This is a genomic window from Ephemeroptericola cinctiostellae (assembly GCF_003339525.1).
GTDB lineage: Bacteria > Pseudomonadota > Gammaproteobacteria > Burkholderiales > Burkholderiaceae > Hydromonas > Hydromonas cinctiostellae.
This window is the reverse complement of sequence record NZ_CP031124.1, coordinates 1,491,162-1,514,131: the sequence shown is the minus strand read 5'-3', so window position 1 is coordinate 1,514,131 and position 22,970 is coordinate 1,491,162. Positions and strand designations below refer to the sequence as shown.

Sequence of the window (22,970 nt, the reverse complement as noted above, 5' to 3'; positions counted from 1 at the left end):
ACCCAATGTTTTAACTGGTTTTTTCTCCTTTACATTTTGCCACCATGTTTTGATTTATCATTTCAAAGGTGGTGTGCGCATCTCCACACACCTTTGACTTCAGACAAACACAAAGTGGGATTTTACTTGGCGATGAATGATCGCAATTGACGATAAGACGCATTTATGACACCTGATTGGCTTCCCCCTGTCCTTCTTACCCTGAAACTGGCCGCATCGACCACACTGATTCTCATGTGTTTGGGCATCCCCTTGGCATGGTGGTTGGCAAATACGCATTCATGGCTCAAAGCACCATTGAATGCAGTGATTTCATTGCCCATCGTTTTACCACCAACGGTGATTGGATTTTATCTGCTTCTGTTGCTTGGCCCCAAAGGGGCTATTGGACAAATGACCCAGAGCCTTGGCTTGGGCAGTTTGGCATTTACCTTTTATGGCTTGCTGTTGGGTTCCGTATTTTACTCAATGCCGTTTGTTGTTCAACCATTACAGAACGCCTTTGAAACGATAGGCAAACGTCCAATGGAAGCCGCAGCCTCACTGGGTGCATCACCCATTGATTGCTTTTTCACCGTTGCATTGCCGTTGGCTCGCCCTGGGCTTTGGACTGCGGCTGTTTTGGGGTTTGCCCATACGGTGGGTGAATTTGGCGTGGTGCTGATGATTGGTGGCAACATCCCAGAAAAGACCCAAGTCATCTCAATCTACATTTATGAACATGTTGAAACCTTGGAATACGGGCAGGCTCACCTCTTATCCATGGGGTTGTTGTTGTTTTCTTTTGTGGTGTTGAGTATTTTGTATGCCGTCAATAAACGGTCACGTGGGGTATTTTGACATGAACACAATGCACATCGCCCTGCAACTGAAACGCCACACATGCGATTTAGATGTTGATTTGACCCTTCCCATTCAAGGCATCACAGCACTGTTTGGCCCTTCAGGTTCAGGTAAAACCACCCTTCTACGCGGTCTCGCCGGATTGGATCGGGTCAAACAAGGGCACATCCGTGTCGGTGAATCCATATGGCAAAATGAGCAGATATTCGTCCCAACACACTGTCGTGCTCTGGGTTATGTGTTCCAAGAAAACAGCCTTTTTCCTCATTTATCCGTCAAACACAACCTTGAATACGGCCTGAAGCGTTGCCCCAAAGAACGACAACAATACAGTTTCGAGCAAGTGGTGGCTTGGTTGGGTTTATCCGATCTGCTTAAAAGGCAACCTCACGAGCTGTCTGGTGGGCAACGACAAAAGGTCGCAATTGGTCGCGCCATCCTGACCAGTCCTGAACTGTTGCTCATGGATGAACCCTTGTCCAATTTGGATCAAGGCAGTAAAAATGAAATATTGCCATATTTAAAGCGAATTAATGTTGAGGCCAACATCCCAATGATTTACGTCAGCCATGCCCTGAGCGAGGTGTTGTACTTGGCGGATACTTTGGTGCTGATCGATCAAGGGCGCATCACGGCAGTCGGCTCCCCCCATGATTTGGCTGCTCAACTTGATTTTGGATTCATGACATCGCTGAGTGCATTTTTAGATCGTGATTAACATGGTGTGTGCCATCGGGCATGCAATCGGCTTGCATCATCAAAAAAATTAAGATGACTTTGACATCCATGCGAAAAACAATCCATTTCCATGACGACATGGTGTGATGCAAGTCACCGTGACCAATCAAGTTTTGTGCTTGGCCAGTGACATTTAACCTTTAAAATCAACTTCCAACATCAGCTCTGTTTCATCAATGCCATCGATGAATTCGTGTAAGGCACGTTGCGGGTCTGCCTGTAAATCAGTCAGACCTTGTGGACTCAGCAGCAACACATGATCCAGCCAATCACCCTCAAGCACTTGTTCGAAATTCATAACGCGGCCATTGGGTGGGCTTTGATCCACCAGCACATGAAAGCGCAGTTGCATTGTGGGCAGAACGGTCTCATGCCCCAATGCTTGCCCTTGCGCAAGCAATTGCAGCTCCCTTTGGCTGATGCGCCAACGCATGGTGTTTTTTTCAAAACGAATTTTCATCAACGTTTAACCTCAGAAAAAGTATTTTCAAGCACTTGTTTTTTATCTGACTCCGTTTGTGCTGACCAATAATTGTGGTTCAACTCAAGTGATTGACCAATACGACGCGCTTGTGCCATCCAAACATCTGACAACTCATCAGGAAGGACTTCACGCATGGTGCGTTCAAACAGTGGCAGCCAATGATGGTTCAATAAATCAGGCGTAAACCCAACAGCGCGGTGTTTCGGTGCCACGCTGTACTTATGATCCATGTAACGTTCGCCCCCCAAAGTCATCCACCAAAAATGGCTGATGATCGCCTTGTGATGGGTCCAATCGGTCACAATAGAAAAAGGCTGAGACAACCCTTGATCCAGTTGAACACGATCATAAAACAGATCAACCACTTGGGCAATTTGCTCTTTGCTAAGGGTTAAATCTTGCTGTACATCCATAAAAACCTCCAGTGTATTTTTGCTATTTTTTATACATTCGTCATCACCGCCCACAAATGAAAAAGGCCACTCATTGATCATTGGTATCATTGGTATCATTGGCGTCATTGGAATGAACCCAGTCACCGCTTTTGCCACCCGCTTTACGCAGTAAATGAACATTTTCAATGCACATCCCTTTATCAACGGCTTTAAGCATGTCATAAATGGTCAACAGACCAACGGTCACGCCCGTTAAAGCTTCCATTTCGACCCCAGTCCGTCCAAAAGTCTCCGCAGTGACTTGAACGGACACCGAAAAAAGTGATGCATCGATGATAAAATCAACTGCGACGCGGGTTAAACCCAAAGGATGGCACAATGGAATCAATTGTGATGTTTGCTTACAACCTGAAATGGCTGCGATACGGGCAATCGCAAGCACATCCCCTTTTTTATTGCGTTCGGGCTGCAACTGTTCAAAAGCTGCGGCTGACATGCGAATCTGACCCGATGCAACAGCAATGCGATGGGTCTCGGATTTTTGTCCCACATCCACCATATGCGCCTGACCACTGGCATCGAAATGGGTGAGTTGTGAATTAGAAACAATGGCATTCATTATTGGCAAACCTTATCATGAGAAAAAATACGCGTCTATTGGCATTTTGCTGAATAAACCCAAGCGATTTATGAGCGATAATGTGCGTATTATAAAGCCGTTGGCCAATTGGGATGCATCGGCTTGTTTCACCTTTATCCATTTAAGTAAAAAACGATGATACACATTCAATATTTTGGTGCATTGCACGATCAACTGGGTTGCGCCAGTGAACAATTGGCTTGGACGGGCGGCACAAGTCAACAACTGCTGACCGCACTGCGCGAACGTGGCGAGCCATGGTTTTCAGCATTGCAAACTGATCGCATCTTTAAAATCGCTGTCAATCGGGTGCTCAAGCATGAAGTCGTAGACATCCATGATGGTGATGATGTGGGCATTTTACCGCCTGTGACAGGAGGTTGATTCATGGCGGGGTTTTGGCAAAAAGTCAGCATCCAAACCGATGCCTTTGAGTTGGGTAAAGAGGAAATTGCCCTGCGTCAGCACGCGGGTGATGCAGGTGCATTGGTTGCTTTTCAAGGCATGGTGCGTGAGTTTGATCACGGCATGGCCGAAGAACGGGTGGTGGGTTTATGTTTGGAGCACTTCCCCGAAGTGACTGAAAGCGAAATTGAGCGTATCATCCACGAAGCCGCGCAAAGATGGTCGCTCACAGCCGTTCGGGTGATCCATCGGGTCGGGGCATTGCATGCGAATGAGGTCATTGTGTTGGTCATGGTGTGCTCTCGTCACCGTCGAGATTCATTTGCGGCGGCCGAATTCATCATGGATTATCTGAAAACCCAAGCCCCCTTTTGGAAACGCGAATCGCGCGCCAATGGCTCTCAAAAATGGGTTGAAGCCAAACTCAGCGATGCACAAGCGGTGCAACGTTGGCAACCATGAAGGTCGCGGGTCTCGTCCTTGCCGGCGGCGAAGGACGGCGCATGGGTGGTGCCGACAAAGGATTACAGTATTTTCAAGATCAGCCGTTGGTGCAATATGTCATTGGACGACTTGCCCCACAAGTGGATGCGCTGTGGATCAGTGCCAATCGCAATATGAGCACATACGCAGACTTTGGTCATCCCGTTTTCAGCGATGCAGAGCCGTGGCATGCACAAGGTCCTCTGGCAGGGATTGCCAGTTTTATGGCGATTTTACCAGTGCAATACGATGCAGTACAGATCATGCCATGCGATGTGCCCTTTTTCCCGCTGGATTTAACCGCTCAATTATTGGACAATTTAGGTGCTGCAAATATGATTTACCCATGCACCCCAGACGCTGAACATTATGCGTGCATGTTGATTCGCCGTTCATGTCTGCCCTCTGCCCTGCATCAGCTCACCAACAAACAATTAAGCTTGCGCGCGTGGTTGCACAGCAATCACGCCGTTGCTTTGGCGGGCTTTAATTCATCTGATTTTGTGAACATGAATACCTTGCCTAATCATCACTTTTAAAACACACACCCTATGCTCGATTACCAAACTGCCCTCAATCAATTGCTGACAGCCGTCGCTGAACGTCGCACCCTCGTTCATGCCACCCCCTTACGCGAAGCCAGTGCCCGCGTGCTTGCTGAAAATATTCATGCCCAATACGATTCACCTCAATTCGACAACAGTGCGATGGATGGTTATGCGCTGCACACCAATGAAACCGCAGTGCAAACTGAATTTACCGTGATCGGGCGCATTGCTGCGGGCGATGATGCGGCAGATTTTGAATTGAACATGGGTCAAGCCGTGCGGATTTTCACAGGCGCACCCATTCCTGCTGGCTGCAATGCGGTGATTGCACAAGAGCAAACTGAAATCAACGGCAATGTTTTGCTGTGCACCAGCCCTCCACAATTAAACCAACACATCCGCCGACGCGGTGAAGACATTCATGCAGGCGACGCATTGCTTGAGGCGGGTCAAATACTTTCTCCCGCAGCCATCGGCCTTGCTACCAGTCAAGGGCATGCGCATGCACTCACCCACTCACCCCTGCGCGTGACGGTATTTTCCAGTGGCAATGAGCTACGCGAACCTTCCACAAAAGGTTTGATCGGAGGTGAAATTTTTGATGCCAACCGTTATCAATTGCTCACATGGTTGCAACAATTGGGTTGCACCGTCACCGATGGTGGCATTTTGCCCGATCACCGCGCCACCACCGAAACGTGCTTACAAGCCGCTGCGGCAACAAGCGACTTGATCCTCACCAGCGGCGGCGTGTCCGTCGGCGAAGAAGATCACTTAAAAGCCGCATTAGAAGCATCGGGAGAATTGGTGCAGTGGAAACTTTTACTCAAACCAGGTAAACCTTTTGCATGGGGGCGAATGGTTCATACGACCGTGATGATGCTGCCCGGCAATCCCGTGGCGACATTTGTTACTTTTAAGATGTTGGTTGAACCTGCGGTGCGTGTGCTAATGGGCATGTCATTCGAACAAGCTCAGCCTCACATGGTGACCGCACGTGCTGATTTCGCTCAAACCCAACCCGAGTTTCGGCGGGAGTTCCTGCGTGGCGTGATGCACATAGATGCAGATGGCGTTGTGCATGTTAAGAAACTGGTCAATCAAGGCTCACACATGCTGTCAGCCTGTGTTGCGGCCAATGTACTGATTGAAATTCCACCACACACGCAAGTCAATGTTGGCGACACGTTAAATGTCTACCCCATCCACAGCTGATCGTAAAATAAAAGTTACTTTACGAGTATTTGTATTTTTACAATTTTGAGCGATGATTTGCACAAAATATAAAACCCACAATGATCTAAAACAACCGAAACAAACCACACACAAACATTTCATTATTTAAGACATTTCATTCTAGAACCATGACCCACCCACACCATTTACCCTCTGTCAAAATTGGCATTGTCTCCATCTCTGACCGCGCCAGTGCAGGCGTGTACACAGATGAAGGCTTACCCGCATTGCGCGACTGGTTGACCCGCGCATTAAAAAACACCGTTGAATTTGAAGAACGCCTCATTCCCGATGAGCAACCCCTCATTGAAAGCACGTTAATTGAATTATGCGACATTCAAAGCTGCGCACTCATCCTCACCACAGGCGGCACGGGCCCATCGCCACGGGATGTGACGCCAGAAGCAACGCTTGCGGTCGCGCATCGCGTGATGCCAGGCTTCGGCGAACAAATGCGACAAATCAGCTTGCACTACGTCCCCACAGCGATTTTATCGCGTCAAGTCGGCGTGATCCGTGGCACATCATTGATTTTGAATTTGCCTGGTCGACCCAAGGCCATCGCAGAGACTTTAGAAGGGGTGAAAAATACAGATGGTGACACGTTGGTACACGGCATTTTCTCATCCGTGCCGTATTGTATTGAACTGATGGGTGGGGTTTATTTAGAAACGCATGAGGATGTGGTTAAGGCCTTTCGGCCGAAGAAAAAATAGCCGACCATTCAAAAGTGTATAAAACAGGTATGGAAATAAAATTCGAAAAAAGCAAATGAATGCTTTTTCCGAATTCACTCAATCCTTAAGCCGCAGCACAACACCATGCAGGCGCAACATCACATGAATAATAGGTTGGGCTGGCACTGCTGTAGCACGACACCACAGGCGTGCACGACATGGATGAGACCAAAGCATCGATGTTTTGAATCACTTGATGGCCTGCTTGGATACCCACTTGATTTTCGGTCGACTCAAACCAACCTTCAAAGGTCACACTATTGTCCGTGCAAGCCACACTGACCACGAGATCACCATTGGAATTTGAAAACCTCAGATTACTCGCACTGGTGTCAAAAAAGGCCATGTCATTGTCACCAGCAGCATCATACACCGCATCTTGACCAAAAGAACCTGAGAAATAATACGAATCATTACCCGTGCCACCTTGCAAGCTGTCATTGCCATAACCACCAACCAACGTGTCATTCTCGACACCACCAAACAATTGATCGTTACCTGCACCACCAAACAAAGTATCGTTTGATGCCCCTCCCGTGATGTAATCATTGCCATTGCCACCCGATAAAAAGTCATACCCGATGTCACAGTCCAGTTTATCATCGCCATCACAACCATACAAATGGTCATCGCCTAAGCTTCCACGCAAGGTGTCTTTGCCCTCCCCTCCCACCAAAGTATCATTCCCAGCATCGCCAAAAAGATTATCGTCACCACAACCACCCGATACAAAATCCTCACCCAATCCTGCCAATAAAGTGTCGTTTCCCGAGCCACCATACAAGGTGTCATTACCGATGCCTCCGGTCACATAATCATCACCATCACCACCACTTAAAAAATCACAACCCGAGTTGCCATCCATCGAATCATTACCACAATCACCATACAAGGCATCATTGCCTTCACCACCTTCCAACACATCCTGACCCCAACCGCCATACAGGACATCGTTACCTGCATTGCCACGCAAAGTATCGTTGCCCGAGTAACCGATGAGCACATCCGCACCACTTCCACCCACCAAGCTGTCATCACATGACGTGCCATAGATGTAGTTTGAGCATGAATAGCCTGAATAGTTTCTTCCATAAATCGCATAAGACCAAAAATTACTTAAAGACATGATTACTCTCCCAAGAATTATTAACAATGAACAACCTAGAAACCTCATATGAAATATGAAGATTCATCGTCATAATATATAAAATACATAAAAGAGTAAATACGTTTAAATACATATAAATCAATAAAAATAAAATATTTGTCAATAAATCAATACATTGACCCATGTCATGCTCACGTGCTCATTGCGCATTGGGTACTAGGTACTGGGTGGGGATACACAATAACGATGCTATTGATGTTGATTATTTTTATACTCGCCTAGATTTTGTGCGATTTTAAGCTTAAACACCCTAATCCCCCTGATCGTACACACACGGAAAATCAAAATGCATGAGGATGACATTGCCATTTTCAGAGCACATACGCCTTCACAATGGCCTCACCTCGCTTAACTTGCTCAATGGTTTTTTGGCTGATTTTACGATTGTCTTTTTGAATCAATTCAATCAATTGACTGATGTGCTTGGCTTCTGAATCATCGTCATATTTAGCGCTCCATAAAATCATTTCAAAAACCAGAGGAATGAGGTCTAAGCCTTTTTCAGTGAGTGTATAAAGACCTTTCCGCGCATCGCTTTCATCTTCATCGAGCCGAAGTATGCCAGCACTTGTCAAATGCTCTAAGCGTGATGCGAGAATGTTGGTGGAAAAACCTTCTTCCGATTCCAAAAATTCGCCATATGTGCGTTTACCTCTAAAGATAATATCACGCAGGATGAGTAGCGCCCAACGGTCACCGAAAGCTTCGAGGCCATAATTAACAGGGCAATGTGAACGCAGCTTGGTTTTATTTTTTTTCATGTCATCTCATGTCATCTTTACTTGGTCATCAATCAATTGCATTTTACAAGCATTCATAATAAACTACCCATATTACTTGCAATTTGCAAGTAATGAATTTTACCCCTATTCATTTCGGTTTTATCTTTTTTGGAGATTGACATGGCAAATATCATTCACCGCATCGCGATTAAACAACCCATTGAAAAAGTCTATCAAGCCTTAACTTCGATAAATGGCTTGGCCCATTGGTGGACAACCGAGGTGCAAGGAAATACAAATGTAGGCGAAAAAATTGATTTTTCTTTTTATAAAAAAACAGGTGATTTTATGGCGACCATGGTCATGCAAGTGCAAGAAAGCGTTACAAATGCATGTGTGCGCTGGCATTGCGTGGGTGGACCTGATGACTGGGTGGGTACGGATGTCACGTTTGAATTATCAGAGCAGGATGGCCAAACCATTTTAATATTCGGTCATCGAAACTGGCGCGAACAAAATGAACACATGGCGCATTGCAGCATGAAATGGGCCGTGTTTATGCTGAGTTTGCGTGCTTACGTGGAAACAGGAACGGGTAAACCGTCACCTGACGATGTTAAAATTGACAATTGGAATTGAAAAAAATGGGCAAATTGAAATCGAATTTGCCCAACCCACTTTCACCCACCCTCTCGAAGGAGCACCCAATGGCGCGCATGGTTGTTATTTATAAAACCCCAAAAAACCCCGCTAAATTTGATGAACACTATTTCAATATTCACATTCCAATGGCCAAACAATTACCTGGTCTTAAAAGATATGAAGTCAGTAAGGGGGCGATTGTTGCTTTAGCAGGTGCTACAGACCCATACCTTATTGGAACGTTGCATTTTGACTCTCTAGATGCCATTAAAGAGGCCTTTGCATCTGAATGCGGACGCGCCTGTGCTGCGGATCGCAGGGTTTTGGCTCCAAACGATGATGATGTTCAAATGTTTCTATTTGACAATCTGGATGCATACAGTGCGTAAGGGTAATTGATGGTTTTTGCGCCATCGTCCCTTTTTTCATTCGTACAATGACGCGTTGCTCACCATAGCGCCCTCTTATTATTGACTTGTGATGCCAACGGGGAGATTCAAGATCGGAAAGAATGCGATTGACCTGACTAATGATGAGCGCCAATATTCCTCAATTCGCATGAGATGGGATGAATGCGCGCTTGAGCGGCTTTATGCTCAACTACCCCCCCGTCATCGACATGAAACGAATGATTTTTTCAGGCTGCTCATGAAAATCATGCTTCTCTGGTTTCAATTCAATGGCTGTTCGAATGGCTGCTTCCAACTCAGCATCAGAGCAACCTGCACGCAACATGGGTCGCAACTCAAACCGTTCATCTTGTCCCAAACACATGTACAGCGTGCCATCGACCGATAAACGCACACGGTTACAGGTTTCACAAAAATGCTGTGACATGGGGGTAATCACCCCCATTGTGAATGCACCATCCGCACTGCGCCAATAACGGGCGGGTCCACCACCCAAACCATCGTCATGTACCGCGTGCAAATCAAATTGATTTTTTAATCGAGCCAAAATGGGCTGTGCATCAACAAAACCCATGCTTTGGCCTGTTGCACCCATTGGCATCATTTCAATCAAACGTAAAATAAAACCATGTTGCATACAAAAAGCCACCATGTCACTCACATCGGATTCATTCACATCTTGCATCAACACCATGTTGATTTTGATGCGTTCAAAGCCTGCACCTTTTGCCATGCGCAAACCATGCAACACTTTTTCTAAACTGTTGCTGCCCGTGATGTGTTGCACACACTCACCGCGCAATGAATCTAAACTGATGTTCAAACGCTTCACACCCGCGCGACGCAAGTCATAGGCCTGTGTGGCCAACAAAGTGCCATTGGTTGACAGTGACAAATCGTCCACACCATCAATGCCATTGAGCTGCCCCACCAGATCAACCAATCCTTTGCGCAGTAAGGGTTCGCCACCCGTCAAACGAAACCGTCGTGTGCCTAAACGAGCAAAAGCACCCACGACACGGGTGATTTCTGCAAACGACAACCAATGCTCAGGCACTTCAAAACCACGAAACCCTTTGGGAATGCAATATGAACAACGCAAATCACAACGATCCGTCACAGAAACACGCAGATAGTCAATGCTTCGATTAAAACGGTCGGTAAGAGTGGGTGGAGAGAAAATTAGGCTGGAATTCATTCAAACATTGTACGGTAAAAACAAAACATTCACCCTCCTCCAACAGACTCATATCGCACCAATTTGGTTCAAATACTCAGACTTCACGTCAAAAACTTTTTGATTTTCATGGCTTTAATGTAATTATTGCTTGAGACAAAACTCGCCACTCTCACGGCGATTGTACTGCTCCAATTTGCTGTAATAAACCAAGCATATCAGGCTGGCCATGTTCTTCAATAAACTTACCATGTCATGGCAATCTCCTTTTGATGTTTATGACGATTTAACATTGATATATGGGCAATAATTATTGCACCCTTTGTTTTGAAACTACTGCGGCGGATACCTCAGAGGTTATTCATGAAGAACGGAACAAGTTTAGCCAGCGCCAATGCAACTGGCTCAGGTTTGTCGTACAAGTCGTAATGTGACCAACCCGCCAGCTCCACTATTTCTTTGTTCTTTGAAGCGGCCCTACCGACGATTTCATAGCCATCCCTGTATGCACCGAACGCCCCTACCTTGTCGCCCACGACCACCATGAGAGGTTGCGTAAGAAGAATTTCTGCGAGATGGAATGCGTCCCAACCTACAGCGGCCGCATGATGCGAAAACAACCAGCGATTAACTCCATCAGGTTGGCGTCCCCGTGGGGTGCGGTAGTACTCGGTAGCTTCGAAAACATCGATTTCGGTCAATCCAAGGCGTATGGCATCTTCAGGGCTGGGCGGTAATACATCGTCTGCACGACGTTCGGCGCCGAGGGCTTCAGCAGTACGTTGTTTGGCGATGGCCTCCAGCATGGCAAGAGGGTCATTCCCGCTGAAAACTTCACGCATCAAACGACCGATGTTCACAGCAGTAACCGAGGCAACTGCCTTGATGCGTCGCTCGGTCATGGAGGTGTTGATGGCATATCCCCCGCCACCGCAGATGCCCAGAGTGCCAATACGCTCCTGATCCACGTAAGGCAGAGTAACCAAATAGTCAACAACGGCACGAAAGTCTTCAACCCGCAACGCTGGGTTCTCAATGTAGCGGGGTTCTCCACTACTGGCTCCCTGGTAACCAGCGTCGAAGGCTATAACTACAAATCCTTCTTTGGAAAGACCCGCACCGTACACATTACCAGAGGTTTGTTCTTTGCAACTGCCGATAGGATGAGCGCTGATGATGGCTGGATACTTATTGCGGGCGTCAAAGTTTGGAGGGAAATAGATATCTGCGGCGATGTCACAATAAAAATTCTTGATGCTAACGGTTTCCATGAAGTTCACCTTTTTAAGAAATTAATCGGTTCTTTATTTACTGGCAATAAATTGCTAGAGAGAATTGTGTCACATCGGTCATTGGAAGCGGTTGCCAAAATTGAGGGATATTTTGCCTAATTCAATGATTTGTAAAAACACTGCGATCATCTTGAATGGACGCGTGATAAACTAAAATCTAATAATTAAAAGGAGTACAAGATGATGGAAAATGACAACGATCTTGCCAAAATCGTAATGTCAATTGCTCAAAATGATGGCGACTACCAAACAGCCATTCCAGAATTATCGTTGTATCGCAGAAGCATGACCACAGAGCCAATGCCGTACATTTATGAGTTTGGTCTAGCAGTGACCATTCAAGGCGGTAAACAGGTGACGTTGGGCGATAAAGTATTCAACTATGGCTCTGGGCAGATTTTATTGACGACCGCCGATTTGCCCGTGGTTTCGTATGTGACGCGCGCCAGTGTAGATACACCGTATCTCGGCCTGTTGTTGTTAATGAAGGCACAATTTATTGTTCAACTGGCCACTGAAATGGCTTTACCGCCACCCAGCAAAATAGATATTTATCAAGCGATGTCTATTGAAGCACTTGATGGCGGGATAAATGATGCACTTATTCGATTACTGAGACTGCTTGACGAGCCAGATTTGCTTGCTCATGTAGCACCATTGATTCAAAAAGAAATCGCCATGCGCCTGTTGACTGGTGCTCATGGCTCAAAATTGCGGCATTTCGTCACTCATGAGTCGCCGAGCCAAAAAATTATCCAAGCCATTTCTTGGCTCAAGCTAAATTTCTCAAATGATATACGGGTAGACGATCTTGCAGATAACGCTTATATGAGTCCATCAACATTTCGACAGCATTTCAGAGCCGTCGCAGGCATGAGTCCCGTGCAATACCAAAAGCAATTGCGTCTTCAAGAAGCACGACAACTGATGCTCAATCGTAACTTTAACGCGGGCAGTGCTGCAATCAGCGTCGGTTATGAAAGTGTGTCTCAGTTCAGTCGAGAGTATAGCCGACTGTTTGGCGCTCCACCTTTACGAGACATTAGGCAACTAAAACAAACATGAGAAATCACCACAAAAAAGGGCGAACATTATTTATGTCCACCCATTCATACTTTCAACTCTGAATTTGTATAATGAAACGTGCGCTCTGACCTCAAAAACAAAGCAAGCAACACGTTTCACATGGTTTTCACCTTATTTCGCATCCCGCATCAAAGTTGATTTGCCAAACAAACTGTCAACCAAGTCCACTGCGAGCAATGCAGTTTGATTTTTCACATCGCATGCAGGATTAACCTCCATGATGTCGAGCGAAGCCAAACGCCCCGTATCCGCGATCATTTCCATGCACAATTGAGCCTCTCGATAAGTCGGCCCACCAGGCACTGTTGTCGCCACACCCGGTGCAATTGCGGGGTCTAGGAAATCAACATCAAAACTGACGTGCAAATGAGTGTTGTCGGTCATGCCATCCAAAGCGCGCGCCATGGTTTCACGCATGCCATGCTCGTCGATGTAACGCATATCAAACACTTCCAAGCCTTGTTGATGAACAAAACGTTTTTCACCCTCATCAACGCTGCGAATGCCGATTTGATGCACCACATCCGAATCAATTGCAGGAACAACCCCACCAATTTGAATCAATTGCTCAGGTCCATGACCACACAATATGGCAACAGGCATGCCATGAATGTTACCTGTGGGGGTCAATTCACTGGTGTTAAAATCCGCATGGGCATCCAACCAAATCACGCGCAAGTCTTTTCCCGTCGCGCGACAATGGCGGGCAACGGCACTGATTGAACCGATGCCGAGGCAATGATCACCCCCTAAAATAATCGGCAAATGACCTTTTTGCAAAGCGGCATAACTCGCCTCATGCAAAGCCTCGTTCCATTCGGTGACCTCCGCAAGGTGGCGATAGCCATTGACGGGGGGCAACCATGGGTTGGTTGGCCCCGCCAAATTGCCACTGTCAATCACGATCAAACCGTGATTTTTAAGCATTTCAATCAAACCCGCCACGCGCAAGGCTTCAGGTCCCATGGATGCGCCGCGAGCACCCGCTCCAATGTCTGTGGGTACGCCAATCAATTCAATGGTTGTACTCATGAGCACCGCCCTTTCTTTGTGTATGATGGATGGAAAAAGTAAAGGCTTTTTCCGAGTAAAAATGAGATCTTTTGTTTGAGAAGCAAGCAGTGAGAGTGAGGTTTTACTGGTTTCAAAGCCACGACACACTTTAAACAAAAAAGACTGAAATACAAATTCAATATCCAGTGAATGCAATCACCGCACCCCATGAATTGAGTGTTAGCATCACCTGATGCTAACATACAAAAAAGTATCAAAAATACTTACAAGTATAACATTATTTACCAAACACTTCGTGTTTCAGTTTCTCAATCAAGGCCTGAACAGCCTGCCCACGGTGACTGATGTTATTTTTCTCAACGGCATCCAGTTGTGCAGCAGTCTTGCCCAATTCAGGTAAGTAAAAGTAAGGGTCATACCCAAATCCACCTTCGCCATGTGGTTGCCCTATGATTTCTCCCCACCATTGTCCATCCACAATAATGGGTTGAGGATCATCCGCATGCCGTACACACACCAGCACGCAATAATAATACGCCCGCTTGTCGGTTTGATCTGCCAGTGCAGCCACCAACTTAAGGTTGTTTCGGGTGTCTTTAGGGACGTTCAGATCGCCCTCATGACCAGCGTACCGTGCCGAAAACACCCCTGGTTCACCACCCAATGCGGGCACACACACCCCCGAATCATCTGCTAATGCAGGCAATCCTGTTTCGCGCGCCGCATGACGGGCTTTGTGTAAAGCATTTTCCACAAAGGTGAAAAAGGGTTCGTCACATTCGGGCAAATTGAATGAGCTTTGCGACACCACATGCAGATCCAATGGCTTTAACAAGCGACTGAATTCAGATAATTTACCTGCATTGTTTGAAGCCAACACCAACTGTGACATACCACTCCTTAAAGCAATTAATTATTTTCAACGTTTATGCCATTTTTTTAGATCAAACACCAAACGGGTACTTTTGAGGTAACGAAATTGCTTTTTAAACCAAACAACAAATCCACGCTCAGGCTCAATGACAAAGTTATGTTTAAGGTACAGCCCCTTGGCTTTTTCCGTCATGTCGGGCACATCCACCAGCACACGTTCATAATTATTATCCCGCGCATACCTCAACACCTCTTGCAACAAACCACGCCCCACCCCTTGCCCACGACATTGGGGGTCATTGGCAATGCCATCCAATAACAACTCATCGTATTGGGTATAACGGTTATAAAACAGCAAGATAAAAGTGGCCCACAACCCGCTCCAAAATCCCAGTACTTGATACAGTACCCGAAATGTTGCCTTTTCGACCAATGTGCCATACGCATTTTGAAACCCCGCCACGCCAAGTAAATGCTCTCCTGAATAAGCCGCAATACAAAACCGCGGGTTTAACAAACGGTGCACCACTTCACGGCGTTTTTCGTGATTACGAATCGCCAATCTGAACTTTTGACCAAACGATTCATTGTATAAAATCGAGACCAATTTTGCATCACGGGCGTTGTAGCCAATGGTGTATCTGATTTTCATCTCATTCTCACTGAATGCCAGCGCGCAGTGCCGCCACGGCTGCTTCTAAGCGCTCGGGTGTGGCTCGCTCTGGCGCTATGGGTGCGCCCACCACCACCTGTACCTTTGAGAACAGCCCACGGGCAAAAGGACGGCTCATGGCTGCACCATATTTTCTTGAAAAGAAAGACCCCCACAACCCCTGCAATGCGCATGGGATAACAGGCGCCGCGTGTAAAGACAAAATTTTACTGATGCCCGCACGGAATGTCCCCATTTCACCATCGGTCGTCAACCGCCCCTCAGGGAAAATGCACACCAACTGCCCATCCTCCAACTCATGCGCCACTTGTAAAAAAGCGGCTTCCAATAAAAAAGCATCGTCTTTTGCACTCGCAATCGGAATCGCATCCAGTTTTTTAAACAACCAAGACAACACTGGTATTTTGAAAATCTGTGAGTCCATCACAAAACGAATTGGGCGCGGGCTGGCCGCCATCAAAAACAAAGCATCCACAAATGACACATGGTTCGCCACCATGATTGCTGCGCCACTGGCAGGAATCAATTGCCGATTGACAAACGTCACGCGGTACAACAAATGTGTCAGCACCCATGCCAAAAAACGCAACAAAAACGCGGGCACAAGACGGAAAATATACACCGCCACCAAAACATTCAACAATGCAGTGATGCCGATGATTTGCGCCACGTTCGAACCCAACTGTGTCAACACAAGCGCCATCACACTCGCCACAATCATAAACAAGGCATTGATGATGTTGTTCGCTGCGACAATGCGCGCGCGGTGAGTTGGCCGCGCAAATGTTTGAATCATCGCATACAACGGCACACTGTAAAGCCCTGAAAACAATGATAACAAAAACAAATCCAACAACAAACGCGTGCTGCCACCATGCCGCAAAAACTCACCCAGCCCCATCAATGCCCCACTGTCCACCCCTGAACGGACAAAACCATCAATGGCAAAATACAAATCAATGCCAAAAACACTCATGCCCATCGCACCAAACGGCACCAAACCAATCTCCAATTGCTGACGAGACAGTTTCTCACACAGCACAGAGCCCACACCAATTCCAATTGAAAAAGTCGCCAACATCAACGTCACCACACGCTCATCAGCATGCAACATTTCCTTCGCCAAAGGTGCAAAGTGCGTTAAAAAAATCGCTCCAAAAAACCACAACCACGAAATACCAATCATCGCATAGAACACCGCCATGTCCTCACGCGCCAGCCTCAAGTTGCGTGCTGTTTCCGACAATGGGTTCCAATTCATTTTTAAACTTTGCAATGCTGGTGTGCTGGGAATAAATCGGCTGGCCGCATACCCCACAACCGCCACCACCAAACACAGGAGCGCCACCACGATCACGCCCTGCTCACCATGATGCACCAACTCCCCTGCCACCAAAGAACCAAGCAAAATCGATATGAACGTTGCCATTTCGACCAAACCATTGCCACCCACCACCTCTTTACTCGACAAATGCTGGGGTAAATAAGCATATTTTGCAGGGCCAAACACCGCCGAATGCACACCCAACAAAAACACACACAGGTACAACAACCATGCTACTTTTTGCATCAGACCAAAAGCAGCAAGGCTTAAAATAACGATTTCAAACATTTTAATGCTGCGCATCAACAGCGCTTTATCAAATTTATCGGCCAGCTGTCCAGCCGTCGCCGATAACAACACAAAAGGCAAAATAAACACACCTGCAATTAAATTACTCGCCATTGCACTCGATAAGCCACCATATTGCGCAGCATAAAATGTGACCAACAAGGTCAATGCCGACTTGAATAAAGTGTCATTAAAAGCACCTGACAATTGGGTCACAAAAAAAGGGAGAAATTTACGCTGGCGCAATAAAACAAATGACGAATTGGACATGTGCATCCCGTAAGGTCGATGTGTTGGACGACGTGTTGGATATAATGTGCCCGCGTGGCTGACCATGGATTGTCAGGCAACAAAGAGGACACCCCTAAAACAACGATGAGAAGGCGGTACATCCCATCGAACCATGTGTGTACCCGATTATACGTGATTCTGTGATGACGCCTGAAACTTAGACAGAAGCTTGAATGTGTGGAAAAGACATAAATAAAGCCATTCGCCCACCAACTCAAAGTTGAATTAATTGCATTTTTCATCCTAGAACTCAACTTGGATTCAACACGGATTCATTTGAATGACGAATGGCATTAGATCTCTCACATAAAAAAAACGGGCACAGCCCGTTTTTATCATTTACTTTGAATCACTTCAATTTACTTGATGAATTCAACTTACATGACATCAGTTTTCAGCAGGCCAATCACGGATGTATGCTTTAAGCATTTTATTTTCGAGCTGCTGCGCATTCAACATGGTTTTTGCCACATCATAAAAAGAAATCACGCCCATCAACACATGGTTATCAATGATAGGCACATAACGCGCATGACGATCCAACATGGCTTGGCGCGTGTCGTGCACATCGGTTTCTGAAGTCAACACCAAAGGTGAGCGCTCCATGACTTGTCCCACTGTCGTCCCCGTGATCGTGCCTCGGGTAAAACTCAACGATGCGATGATCTCACGAAAAGTCAGCATGCCGACCAAAACACCACCTTCGAGCACGACCAATGAACCCAAATCTTTTTCCGCCATCAAATCCACAGCCACTTGCAGGTCGGTGCTTGGATTGGCGGTGAAAAGCGTAAAGTTTTTTGTTTTTAAAATATCAGCAATTTTCATGGTCATCTCCAACAACATATATAAAAGTACGCGAAAGCATCGCGCGATTGATTAAACGCATTGTAACCATAAGAGATGCATTTGTGCACCTTTTTTATCTCTTTTCAAACAATTCCGACAGATAAACACGATGATAAGCAGAGCGGTGTAAATCGGTCAATCGACTCGCCCAAGGCAAACCCGCCTGCTGGGCTTTTGCTGAGAAATATTGCGAGTCAAAGACAAATACATCATACAAGTTGGCCAAAGTGACATCCCCTGTATCGCAAATTAAAGCCCAACCTGTCCCATCGTCCGTGCGACGAACCTTCCCCACCCAACCATGCACTTGCAACGTTTGCATGATGCTGGACAAGTCTTCGCTGTTTAATTTGAGTTGAGTTTGCAAGGACTCCCAACTGACCATACGGGCTGGTGAATGCTGGGCTTGGTACAAGATATACAAAACCATCAAAGCCTCGGGCAAATCATCGCCCACACGTGGCTCTTTGCGCCAACGTTCATATTTTAAAATTGGCAAACTGGCGGTCAAGGACGCCCCAAGCAGCACAATCCACCAAAAGACATACAACCACAAAAACAGGGCAGGTAAAATGCTGAATGCGCTATAAACAATCGCATACACTTGAAATTGCCGAAACACCAATGAAAAACTTTGGGTCAGTCCCGTAAACAAAAGTGCTGCAACCAAACCGCCAATCAGAGCATCATGCCATTTAACTTTACGATTTGGCACAAACATGTATAAAGCGGAGAAACCAAGCAAAATCGATATAAAAGGGACAACGAAATCCAAAGCCTCAATCATCATGATGGGCGAATATTTCAAAGTATCCACCATATAACGGTTAAACAACAGAATCAAACCGAACAAAATCGGCCCGACCGTCAATACAGCCCAATACACCAATACATTTTTGCGCAACAAGCCTCGGCGTTTGACCTGCCAAATGTCATTGAACACCCGATCAACCGTACCCATCGTCATCAACGATGTGAACACCAACGAGACGCCACCAGCCATAGACAGACGTGAGCTTTGATCAGCAAACTGAGTGATCTGTTTCATGACCACCTTACTCATTCTATCTGGCATGAGGTTATCCAACATGTACTGCTGAATTTCTTTTTGAAAACGATCAAATACAGGGAACGCCGTCAAAATAGCCAGCATCACCACCAGCAAAGGCACCAGAGACAACACAGAGGTGAAACTCAAGCTGCCTGCCACTTGATTCAAGCGGTGAACGGCCATTCGCCCAAGCAAAAAACGCACCACGGCGCGCACCCGTTGCCCGATGTCTGTTAAATTCTTTAATTGCATACTTTTCATCGTGAGCCATCCAAATACAAACAGTTACCAATCGAAAATGACTGATGACCGCTGTTTTTTCTTTTATTTTATGTGTTTTTAAGGAAATACGAAAAAGTGAACATTACTTTTTCGTATTTTTTTAGTGAGCATTTCCAGCAAGGAAAAACCAACAAAAATCAAACCAAATCAGCTGCTGGCAAGGGTATTTTTAAGTTTTACCTAATTGAATCAATTCATCGAGGAAAAAAGCCTTGCTTTAAGCTTCTTTAATTTTTGAGCCGCTGCAATGGCAGTGGGCTTTTTTACAACCAAAGCCACCCAGATCACCTGTGCATGTACAGGCCAATCAACACGCTCGGTACAACTGGGTGCACGCAAATACCCTTTGTTGGGAATCTCTCTATATAATACCGATATTGTAATCAAATTAGCGAGTCGCTTGTTGTGCGACGCAACATTTTCTCCATGAACACTCCTTATATTCTCGTTTTATTTTATTCTCGCCATGGACACACGCAACGTTTGGCTGAATTCATCGCCCAAGGCGTCGAATCCATTGGCGGTGTTGAAGCACGTTTGCGCACCGTGCCAGCGGTGGCCGTGCAAACCGAGGTCAGTCTGCCGTCTATACCTTTGGACGGTGCTCCGTATGCCAGTATGGATGATTTAAAGCATTGCATTGGCCTCGCATTGGGTTCACCCACCCGTTTCGGCAACATGGCGGCACCCATGAAGCATTTCATCGATGGCACCAGCGGTCTGTGGATCAACGGAGAGTTGATCGGCAAACCTGCCTCAGTATTCACGAGCACGGGTTCTTTGCATGGCGGTCAAGAAACGACTTTGCTGTCCATGATTGTGCCGCTCATGCATCACGGCATGATTTGGGTGGGTTCGCCGTACAGCAGCCCCGAGCTGATGCGCACCACCTCGGGTGGTACACCCTATGGGGTCACGCATGTTGCTGGGGCAAACAGTGATCGAGCCATTGATGACACCGAAAAACAACTGGCCATCGCTGCGGGTCAGCATTTGGCTAAAATCGCCTTAAAGCTGCTTTAAAATATTTGTTAGTCATAACGCTGAACGCCTTATTCGCCCTTACCTCAAACAAACGCAAAGTAGATTTCACTCTGCAATTAGCCATCAATCGAATGCATCAATGACCCCCACACACACACTGCACAATCAACCCGCACTCAACGCATTGGCACGAAAAACCACTTACCTCAGCATTGCTTTATTTATATTGTGTGTGGTGTGGGAAACGGTAGGCGCACCACTCAAACATGGTGCGGGTTACTGGATGGCGCTTAAAGGGATTTTATTTTTACCATTACTGACCAAACTGTGGCGTGGTGAACGATATGCCTATCAAGTATTCAGCCTATTGAGTTTGCTGTATGTGTTGGAAGGTTTATTGCGCACGTTTTCTGATGCAACGCCCTCAAAATACTTTGCCATCGCAGAGTTACTGATGTCGACTTTTATTTTCATTTGGGTCAATCAATTCGCCTACAGAACCAAAGCCCCCAAACCACAAAAAGAAAAAAAGACTCGCAAAATGAGTGGTTTATTGTATGTGGCGATGATCGTATTTGCCATTAACCTGACACTGCCAAGTGCCGACAATCCAATGATGGGCACTGAAGATCAAGGCTATATTCAATTTAAAACAGCACTTCAATGGATCACCATTGGTTTGGTTGTGCCTTACATGCTCATTATTGGTTTTTATCGCGTACGCAGCGGACGCGATCACACGAAAAACAGCCATACTGAACACCCCACCTCCACAGATACCGATCGTCTCCAATGAGTTTGAATTCGCACAATGACCGTTTCATTCATGACCTGACCCTCATTGTGGGTGCAGCACATGTACGCACAGGCGAATCGGCACAAGCCTTTCACACGGATGAACGAAACCGTTACCATCAAGCACCTTTGGCGGTTGTGCTGCCCAGTTCCATCGAAGAGGTGGCGCAACTGGTTCGACTCTGCTCCGCCCAACAGCCGCCCATCGCCGTGATTCCACAAGGGGGTAACACAGGCGTGGTTGGCGGTTGCGCGGTACTGACGGAGCGCACCAGTATTTTGCTCAATCTATCGCGCCTGAACCGCATCATTGCCATTGACCCCACCAATCGCACCTTGACCGCACAAGCGGGCGTGACTTTGGAAATGGTGCAACAAGCGGCCAGTGCACACGGATTGATTTTCCCCTTGACTCTGGCTTCACAAAGCTCGGCCACCATTGGCGGCAATCTGGCAACCAATGCTGGCGGCACGCAAGTGTTGTGCTATGGCACCATGCGCGATTTGTGTTTGGGGCTGGAAGTGGTGTTGCCGAGTGGCGACATTTGGCAGAACCTCAATACTTTGCGCAAGAACAACACAGGCTATGACCTCAAACACCTGTTCATCGGTGCTGAAGGCACTTTGGGGTTGATTACGGCAGCGGTGCTCAAACTTTTTCCTGCACCCAAAGAAACACAAGTCGCCTTAATTTCAGCCACCGATGTCACAGGCATCGTCAACAGCTTCGATGCTTTACAACGCCAATTCGACTCACAACTCACCGCTTTTGAATACATCACACCAGCGGCATTGAAATTGGTTTGTGCTCAATTTGGCTGGGATTTACCATTCCCTGACGAAAACAGCCACATTGCACTCGTCGAAATTTCCAGCGCGACGTCACATGCCCAGTTAGAAACAGTGTTACACACGCAACTCAGCCTGCTCATTGAACATGCCACACTCACCAATGCGCTGCTCGCACAAAACCTCAATCAAGCCGCACATTTTTGGCGGCTGCGCGAAAACATTTCTGCCGCTCAAAAACGAGTTGGTCAAAACGTCAAACATGACATCAGTGTGCCCATTTCAAGCATCAGTGCTTTTGTGGACAGCACGTATTCCGCCCTCGAACAAGCCCATCCAGGCATTGAATCCATTGTTTTTGGGCACATCGGTGATGGTAATTTACATTTCAACGTCTCAAGAGGTCATGCATTTTCGGATGCTGAAGCGCTCATGGCGCACGAATCCAACATCAATGCAATCGTGTATAAACAAGTTGCTCACTTCAACGGCAGCATCAGTGCTGAACATGGCATTGGTTTACTCAAACGCGACCTGATGATAAACATCAAGTCCCCTGTCGAATTGATGCTCATGCAGCAGATCAAACAGACACTGGATCCACTGAACATCATGAATCCAAACAAAGTCATTCCAAACACCATCATTTCTCTTGAAGGGTAAATGATTGCATCATGGACTGAAATGGTTACGTATGGTTACACAAAAAAGCATGATTTTCTTCCTGTGTACTGCTATTTTAAATTAATAT

26 protein-coding genes are annotated in these 22,970 nt (G+C 46.6%); 13 read left to right on the top strand and 13 right to left on the bottom strand.

Translation table 11 applies throughout. The annotated features are described in order from the left end of the window. Positions 1-165 precede the first annotated feature (165 nt). Positions 166-840 (top strand): molybdate ABC transporter permease subunit, encoded by a 675-nt coding sequence (gene modB, locus DTO96_RS06880; protein WP_114562821.1) that lies wholly within the window; start codon positions 166-168, stop codon positions 838-840. 1 nt (position 841) lies between these two features. Then, positions 842-1,561 carry a molybdenum ABC transporter ATP-binding protein gene (gene modC, locus DTO96_RS06875; RefSeq protein ID WP_192878966.1) on the top strand — a complete coding sequence of 240 codons (720 nt, stop codon included), beginning with the start codon at positions 842-844 and terminating at the stop codon, positions 1,559-1,561. A gap of 153 nt (positions 1,562-1,714) precedes the next feature. On the opposite strand, the gene DTO96_RS06870 is transcribed toward modC, so the two are convergent. The 3 genes from DTO96_RS06870 to moaC form a co-directional block, all read right to left on the bottom strand. Beyond that, the gene (locus DTO96_RS06870; protein WP_114562819.1) at positions 1,715-2,041 is read right to left on the bottom strand and encodes a DUF7009 family protein; all 327 of its coding nucleotides are present in this window, start codon (positions 2,039-2,041) and stop codon (positions 1,715-1,717) included. Continuing rightward, a complete protein-coding gene (locus tag DTO96_RS06865) occupies positions 2,041-2,478 on the bottom strand; it encodes a group III truncated hemoglobin (RefSeq protein ID WP_157964359.1) in 438 nt (145 codons plus the stop codon). The genes DTO96_RS06870 and DTO96_RS06865 overlap by 1 nt, the downstream gene beginning before the upstream one ends. A gap of 70 nt (positions 2,479-2,548) precedes the next feature. Continuing rightward, on the bottom strand, positions 2,549-3,079 hold the full coding sequence (gene moaC, locus DTO96_RS06860) for a cyclic pyranopterin monophosphate synthase MoaC (RefSeq protein ID WP_114562817.1): 531 nt from the start codon (positions 3,077-3,079) through the stop codon (positions 2,549-2,551). Positions 3,080-3,235: 156 nt separating this feature from the next. Between moaC and DTO96_RS06855 the strand changes: the two genes are divergently transcribed. The 5 genes from DTO96_RS06855 (at position 3,236) to mog (ending at position 6,488) form a co-directional block, all read left to right on the top strand. Then, positions 3,236-3,484 carry a MoaD/ThiS family protein gene (locus tag DTO96_RS06855; RefSeq protein WP_114562816.1) on the top strand — a complete coding sequence of 83 codons (249 nt, stop codon included), beginning with the start codon at positions 3,236-3,238 and terminating at the stop codon, positions 3,482-3,484. Positions 3,485-3,487: 3 nt separating this feature from the next. Next, positions 3,488-3,967, top strand: a complete 480-nt coding sequence (locus DTO96_RS06850; protein WP_114562815.1) for a molybdenum cofactor biosynthesis protein MoaE — start codon at positions 3,488-3,490, stop codon at positions 3,965-3,967. Further along, complete coding sequence (mobA, locus tag DTO96_RS06845) at positions 3,964-4,527, top strand: molybdenum cofactor guanylyltransferase MobA (protein WP_114562814.1); 564 nt, start codon at positions 3,964-3,966, stop codon at positions 4,525-4,527. The genes DTO96_RS06850 and mobA overlap by 4 nt, the downstream gene beginning before the upstream one ends. Positions 4,528-4,539: 12 nt before the next feature. Next, the gene (locus DTO96_RS06840) at positions 4,540-5,751 is read left to right on the top strand and encodes a molybdopterin molybdotransferase MoeA (protein WP_114562813.1); all 1,212 of its coding nucleotides are present in this window, start codon (positions 4,540-4,542) and stop codon (positions 5,749-5,751) included. Positions 5,752-5,900: 149 nt separating this feature from the next. Then, positions 5,901-6,488, top strand: coding sequence for a molybdopterin adenylyltransferase (gene mog, locus DTO96_RS06835; protein ID WP_114562812.1), 588 nt, complete (start codon positions 5,901-5,903; stop codon positions 6,486-6,488). Between the two features lie 85 nt (positions 6,489-6,573). On the opposite strand, the gene DTO96_RS06830 is transcribed toward mog, so the two are convergent. Beyond that, positions 6,574-7,635: a calcium-binding protein gene (locus tag DTO96_RS06830; protein WP_192878964.1), complete on the bottom strand. Its 1,062-nt coding sequence runs from the start codon at positions 7,633-7,635 to the stop codon at positions 6,574-6,576. A gap of 353 nt (positions 7,636-7,988) precedes the next feature. After that, positions 7,989-8,438, bottom strand: a complete 450-nt coding sequence (locus DTO96_RS06825) for a winged helix-turn-helix transcriptional regulator (RefSeq protein ID WP_114562810.1) — start codon at positions 8,436-8,438, stop codon at positions 7,989-7,991. 141 nt (positions 8,439-8,579) lie between these two features. Between DTO96_RS06825 and DTO96_RS06820 the strand changes: the two genes are divergently transcribed. Both DTO96_RS06820 and DTO96_RS06815 read left to right on the top strand, forming a co-directional pair. Next, on the top strand, positions 8,580-9,038 hold the full coding sequence (locus tag DTO96_RS06820; protein WP_114562809.1) for an SRPBCC family protein: 459 nt from the start codon (positions 8,580-8,582) through the stop codon (positions 9,036-9,038). Between the two features lie 68 nt (positions 9,039-9,106). After that, positions 9,107-9,430 carry an EthD family reductase gene (locus tag DTO96_RS06815; protein WP_114562808.1) on the top strand — a complete coding sequence of 108 codons (324 nt, stop codon included), beginning with the start codon at positions 9,107-9,109 and terminating at the stop codon, positions 9,428-9,430. A 211-nt stretch (positions 9,431-9,641) separates the two neighbouring features. On the opposite strand, the gene moaA is transcribed toward DTO96_RS06815, so the two are convergent. Together moaA and DTO96_RS06800 are read right to left on the bottom strand one after the other, a co-directional pair. Beyond that, positions 9,642-10,649 carry a GTP 3',8-cyclase MoaA gene (gene moaA, locus DTO96_RS06810; RefSeq protein ID WP_114562807.1) on the bottom strand — a complete coding sequence of 336 codons (1,008 nt, stop codon included), beginning with the start codon at positions 10,647-10,649 and terminating at the stop codon, positions 9,642-9,644. Between the two features lie 329 nt (positions 10,650-10,978). Then, positions 10,979-11,899 (bottom strand): alpha/beta hydrolase, encoded by a 921-nt coding sequence (locus DTO96_RS06800; RefSeq protein ID WP_114562806.1) that lies wholly within the window; start codon positions 11,897-11,899, stop codon positions 10,979-10,981. Positions 11,900-12,100: 201 nt separating this feature from the next. Here DTO96_RS06800 and DTO96_RS06795 point away from each other — a divergent pair, with 201 nt between their 5' ends. Next, entirely contained in the window at positions 12,101-12,985 is an 885-nt protein-coding gene (locus tag DTO96_RS06795; RefSeq protein WP_114562805.1) for an AraC family transcriptional regulator, read from the top strand. 132 nt (positions 12,986-13,117) lie between these two features. On the opposite strand, the gene rocF is transcribed toward DTO96_RS06795, so the two are convergent. The 6 genes from rocF to DTO96_RS06765 form a co-directional block, all read right to left on the bottom strand. Further along, positions 13,118-14,038, bottom strand: coding sequence for an arginase (gene rocF, locus DTO96_RS06790; protein WP_114563960.1), 921 nt, complete (start codon positions 14,036-14,038; stop codon positions 13,118-13,120). A 259-nt stretch (positions 14,039-14,297) separates the two neighbouring features. After that, complete coding sequence (rdgB, locus tag DTO96_RS06785; RefSeq protein ID WP_114562804.1) at positions 14,298-14,912, bottom strand: RdgB/HAM1 family non-canonical purine NTP pyrophosphatase; 615 nt, start codon at positions 14,910-14,912, stop codon at positions 14,298-14,300. A gap of 27 nt (positions 14,913-14,939) precedes the next feature. After that, complete coding sequence (locus tag DTO96_RS06780) at positions 14,940-15,545, bottom strand: GNAT family N-acetyltransferase (RefSeq protein ID WP_114562803.1); 606 nt, start codon at positions 15,543-15,545, stop codon at positions 14,940-14,942. Between the two features lie 7 nt (positions 15,546-15,552). After that, the gene (locus tag DTO96_RS06775; protein ID WP_114563959.1) at positions 15,553-17,448 is read right to left on the bottom strand and encodes an MFS transporter; all 1,896 of its coding nucleotides are present in this window, start codon (positions 17,446-17,448) and stop codon (positions 15,553-15,555) included. Positions 17,449-17,856: 408 nt separating this feature from the next. Beyond that, the gene (locus tag DTO96_RS06770; protein ID WP_114562802.1) at positions 17,857-18,297 is read right to left on the bottom strand and encodes a CBS domain-containing protein; all 441 of its coding nucleotides are present in this window, start codon (positions 18,295-18,297) and stop codon (positions 17,857-17,859) included. A gap of 94 nt (positions 18,298-18,391) precedes the next feature. Next, a complete protein-coding gene (locus tag DTO96_RS06765; protein WP_114562801.1) occupies positions 18,392-19,630 on the bottom strand; it encodes a YihY family inner membrane protein in 1,239 nt (412 codons plus the stop codon). A gap of 447 nt (positions 19,631-20,077) precedes the next feature. Here DTO96_RS06765 and wrbA point away from each other — a divergent pair, with 447 nt between their 5' ends. The 3 genes from wrbA to DTO96_RS06750 all read left to right on the top strand — a co-directional run bounded on the left by wrbA (position 20,078) and on the right by DTO96_RS06750 (position 22,882). Next, positions 20,078-20,674 (top strand): NAD(P)H:quinone oxidoreductase, encoded by a 597-nt coding sequence (gene wrbA / locus DTO96_RS06760; protein ID WP_114562800.1) that lies wholly within the window; start codon positions 20,078-20,080, stop codon positions 20,672-20,674. A 100-nt stretch (positions 20,675-20,774) separates the two neighbouring features. Further along, positions 20,775-21,431 carry a DUF2069 domain-containing protein gene (locus DTO96_RS06755; RefSeq protein WP_114562799.1) on the top strand — a complete coding sequence of 219 codons (657 nt, stop codon included), beginning with the start codon at positions 20,775-20,777 and terminating at the stop codon, positions 21,429-21,431. Continuing rightward, positions 21,428-22,882 carry an FAD-binding oxidoreductase gene (locus DTO96_RS06750; protein WP_114562798.1) on the top strand — a complete coding sequence of 485 codons (1,455 nt, stop codon included), beginning with the start codon at positions 21,428-21,430 and terminating at the stop codon, positions 22,880-22,882. The genes DTO96_RS06755 and DTO96_RS06750 overlap by 4 nt, the downstream gene beginning before the upstream one ends. Positions 22,883-22,970: the final 88 nt, after the last annotated feature.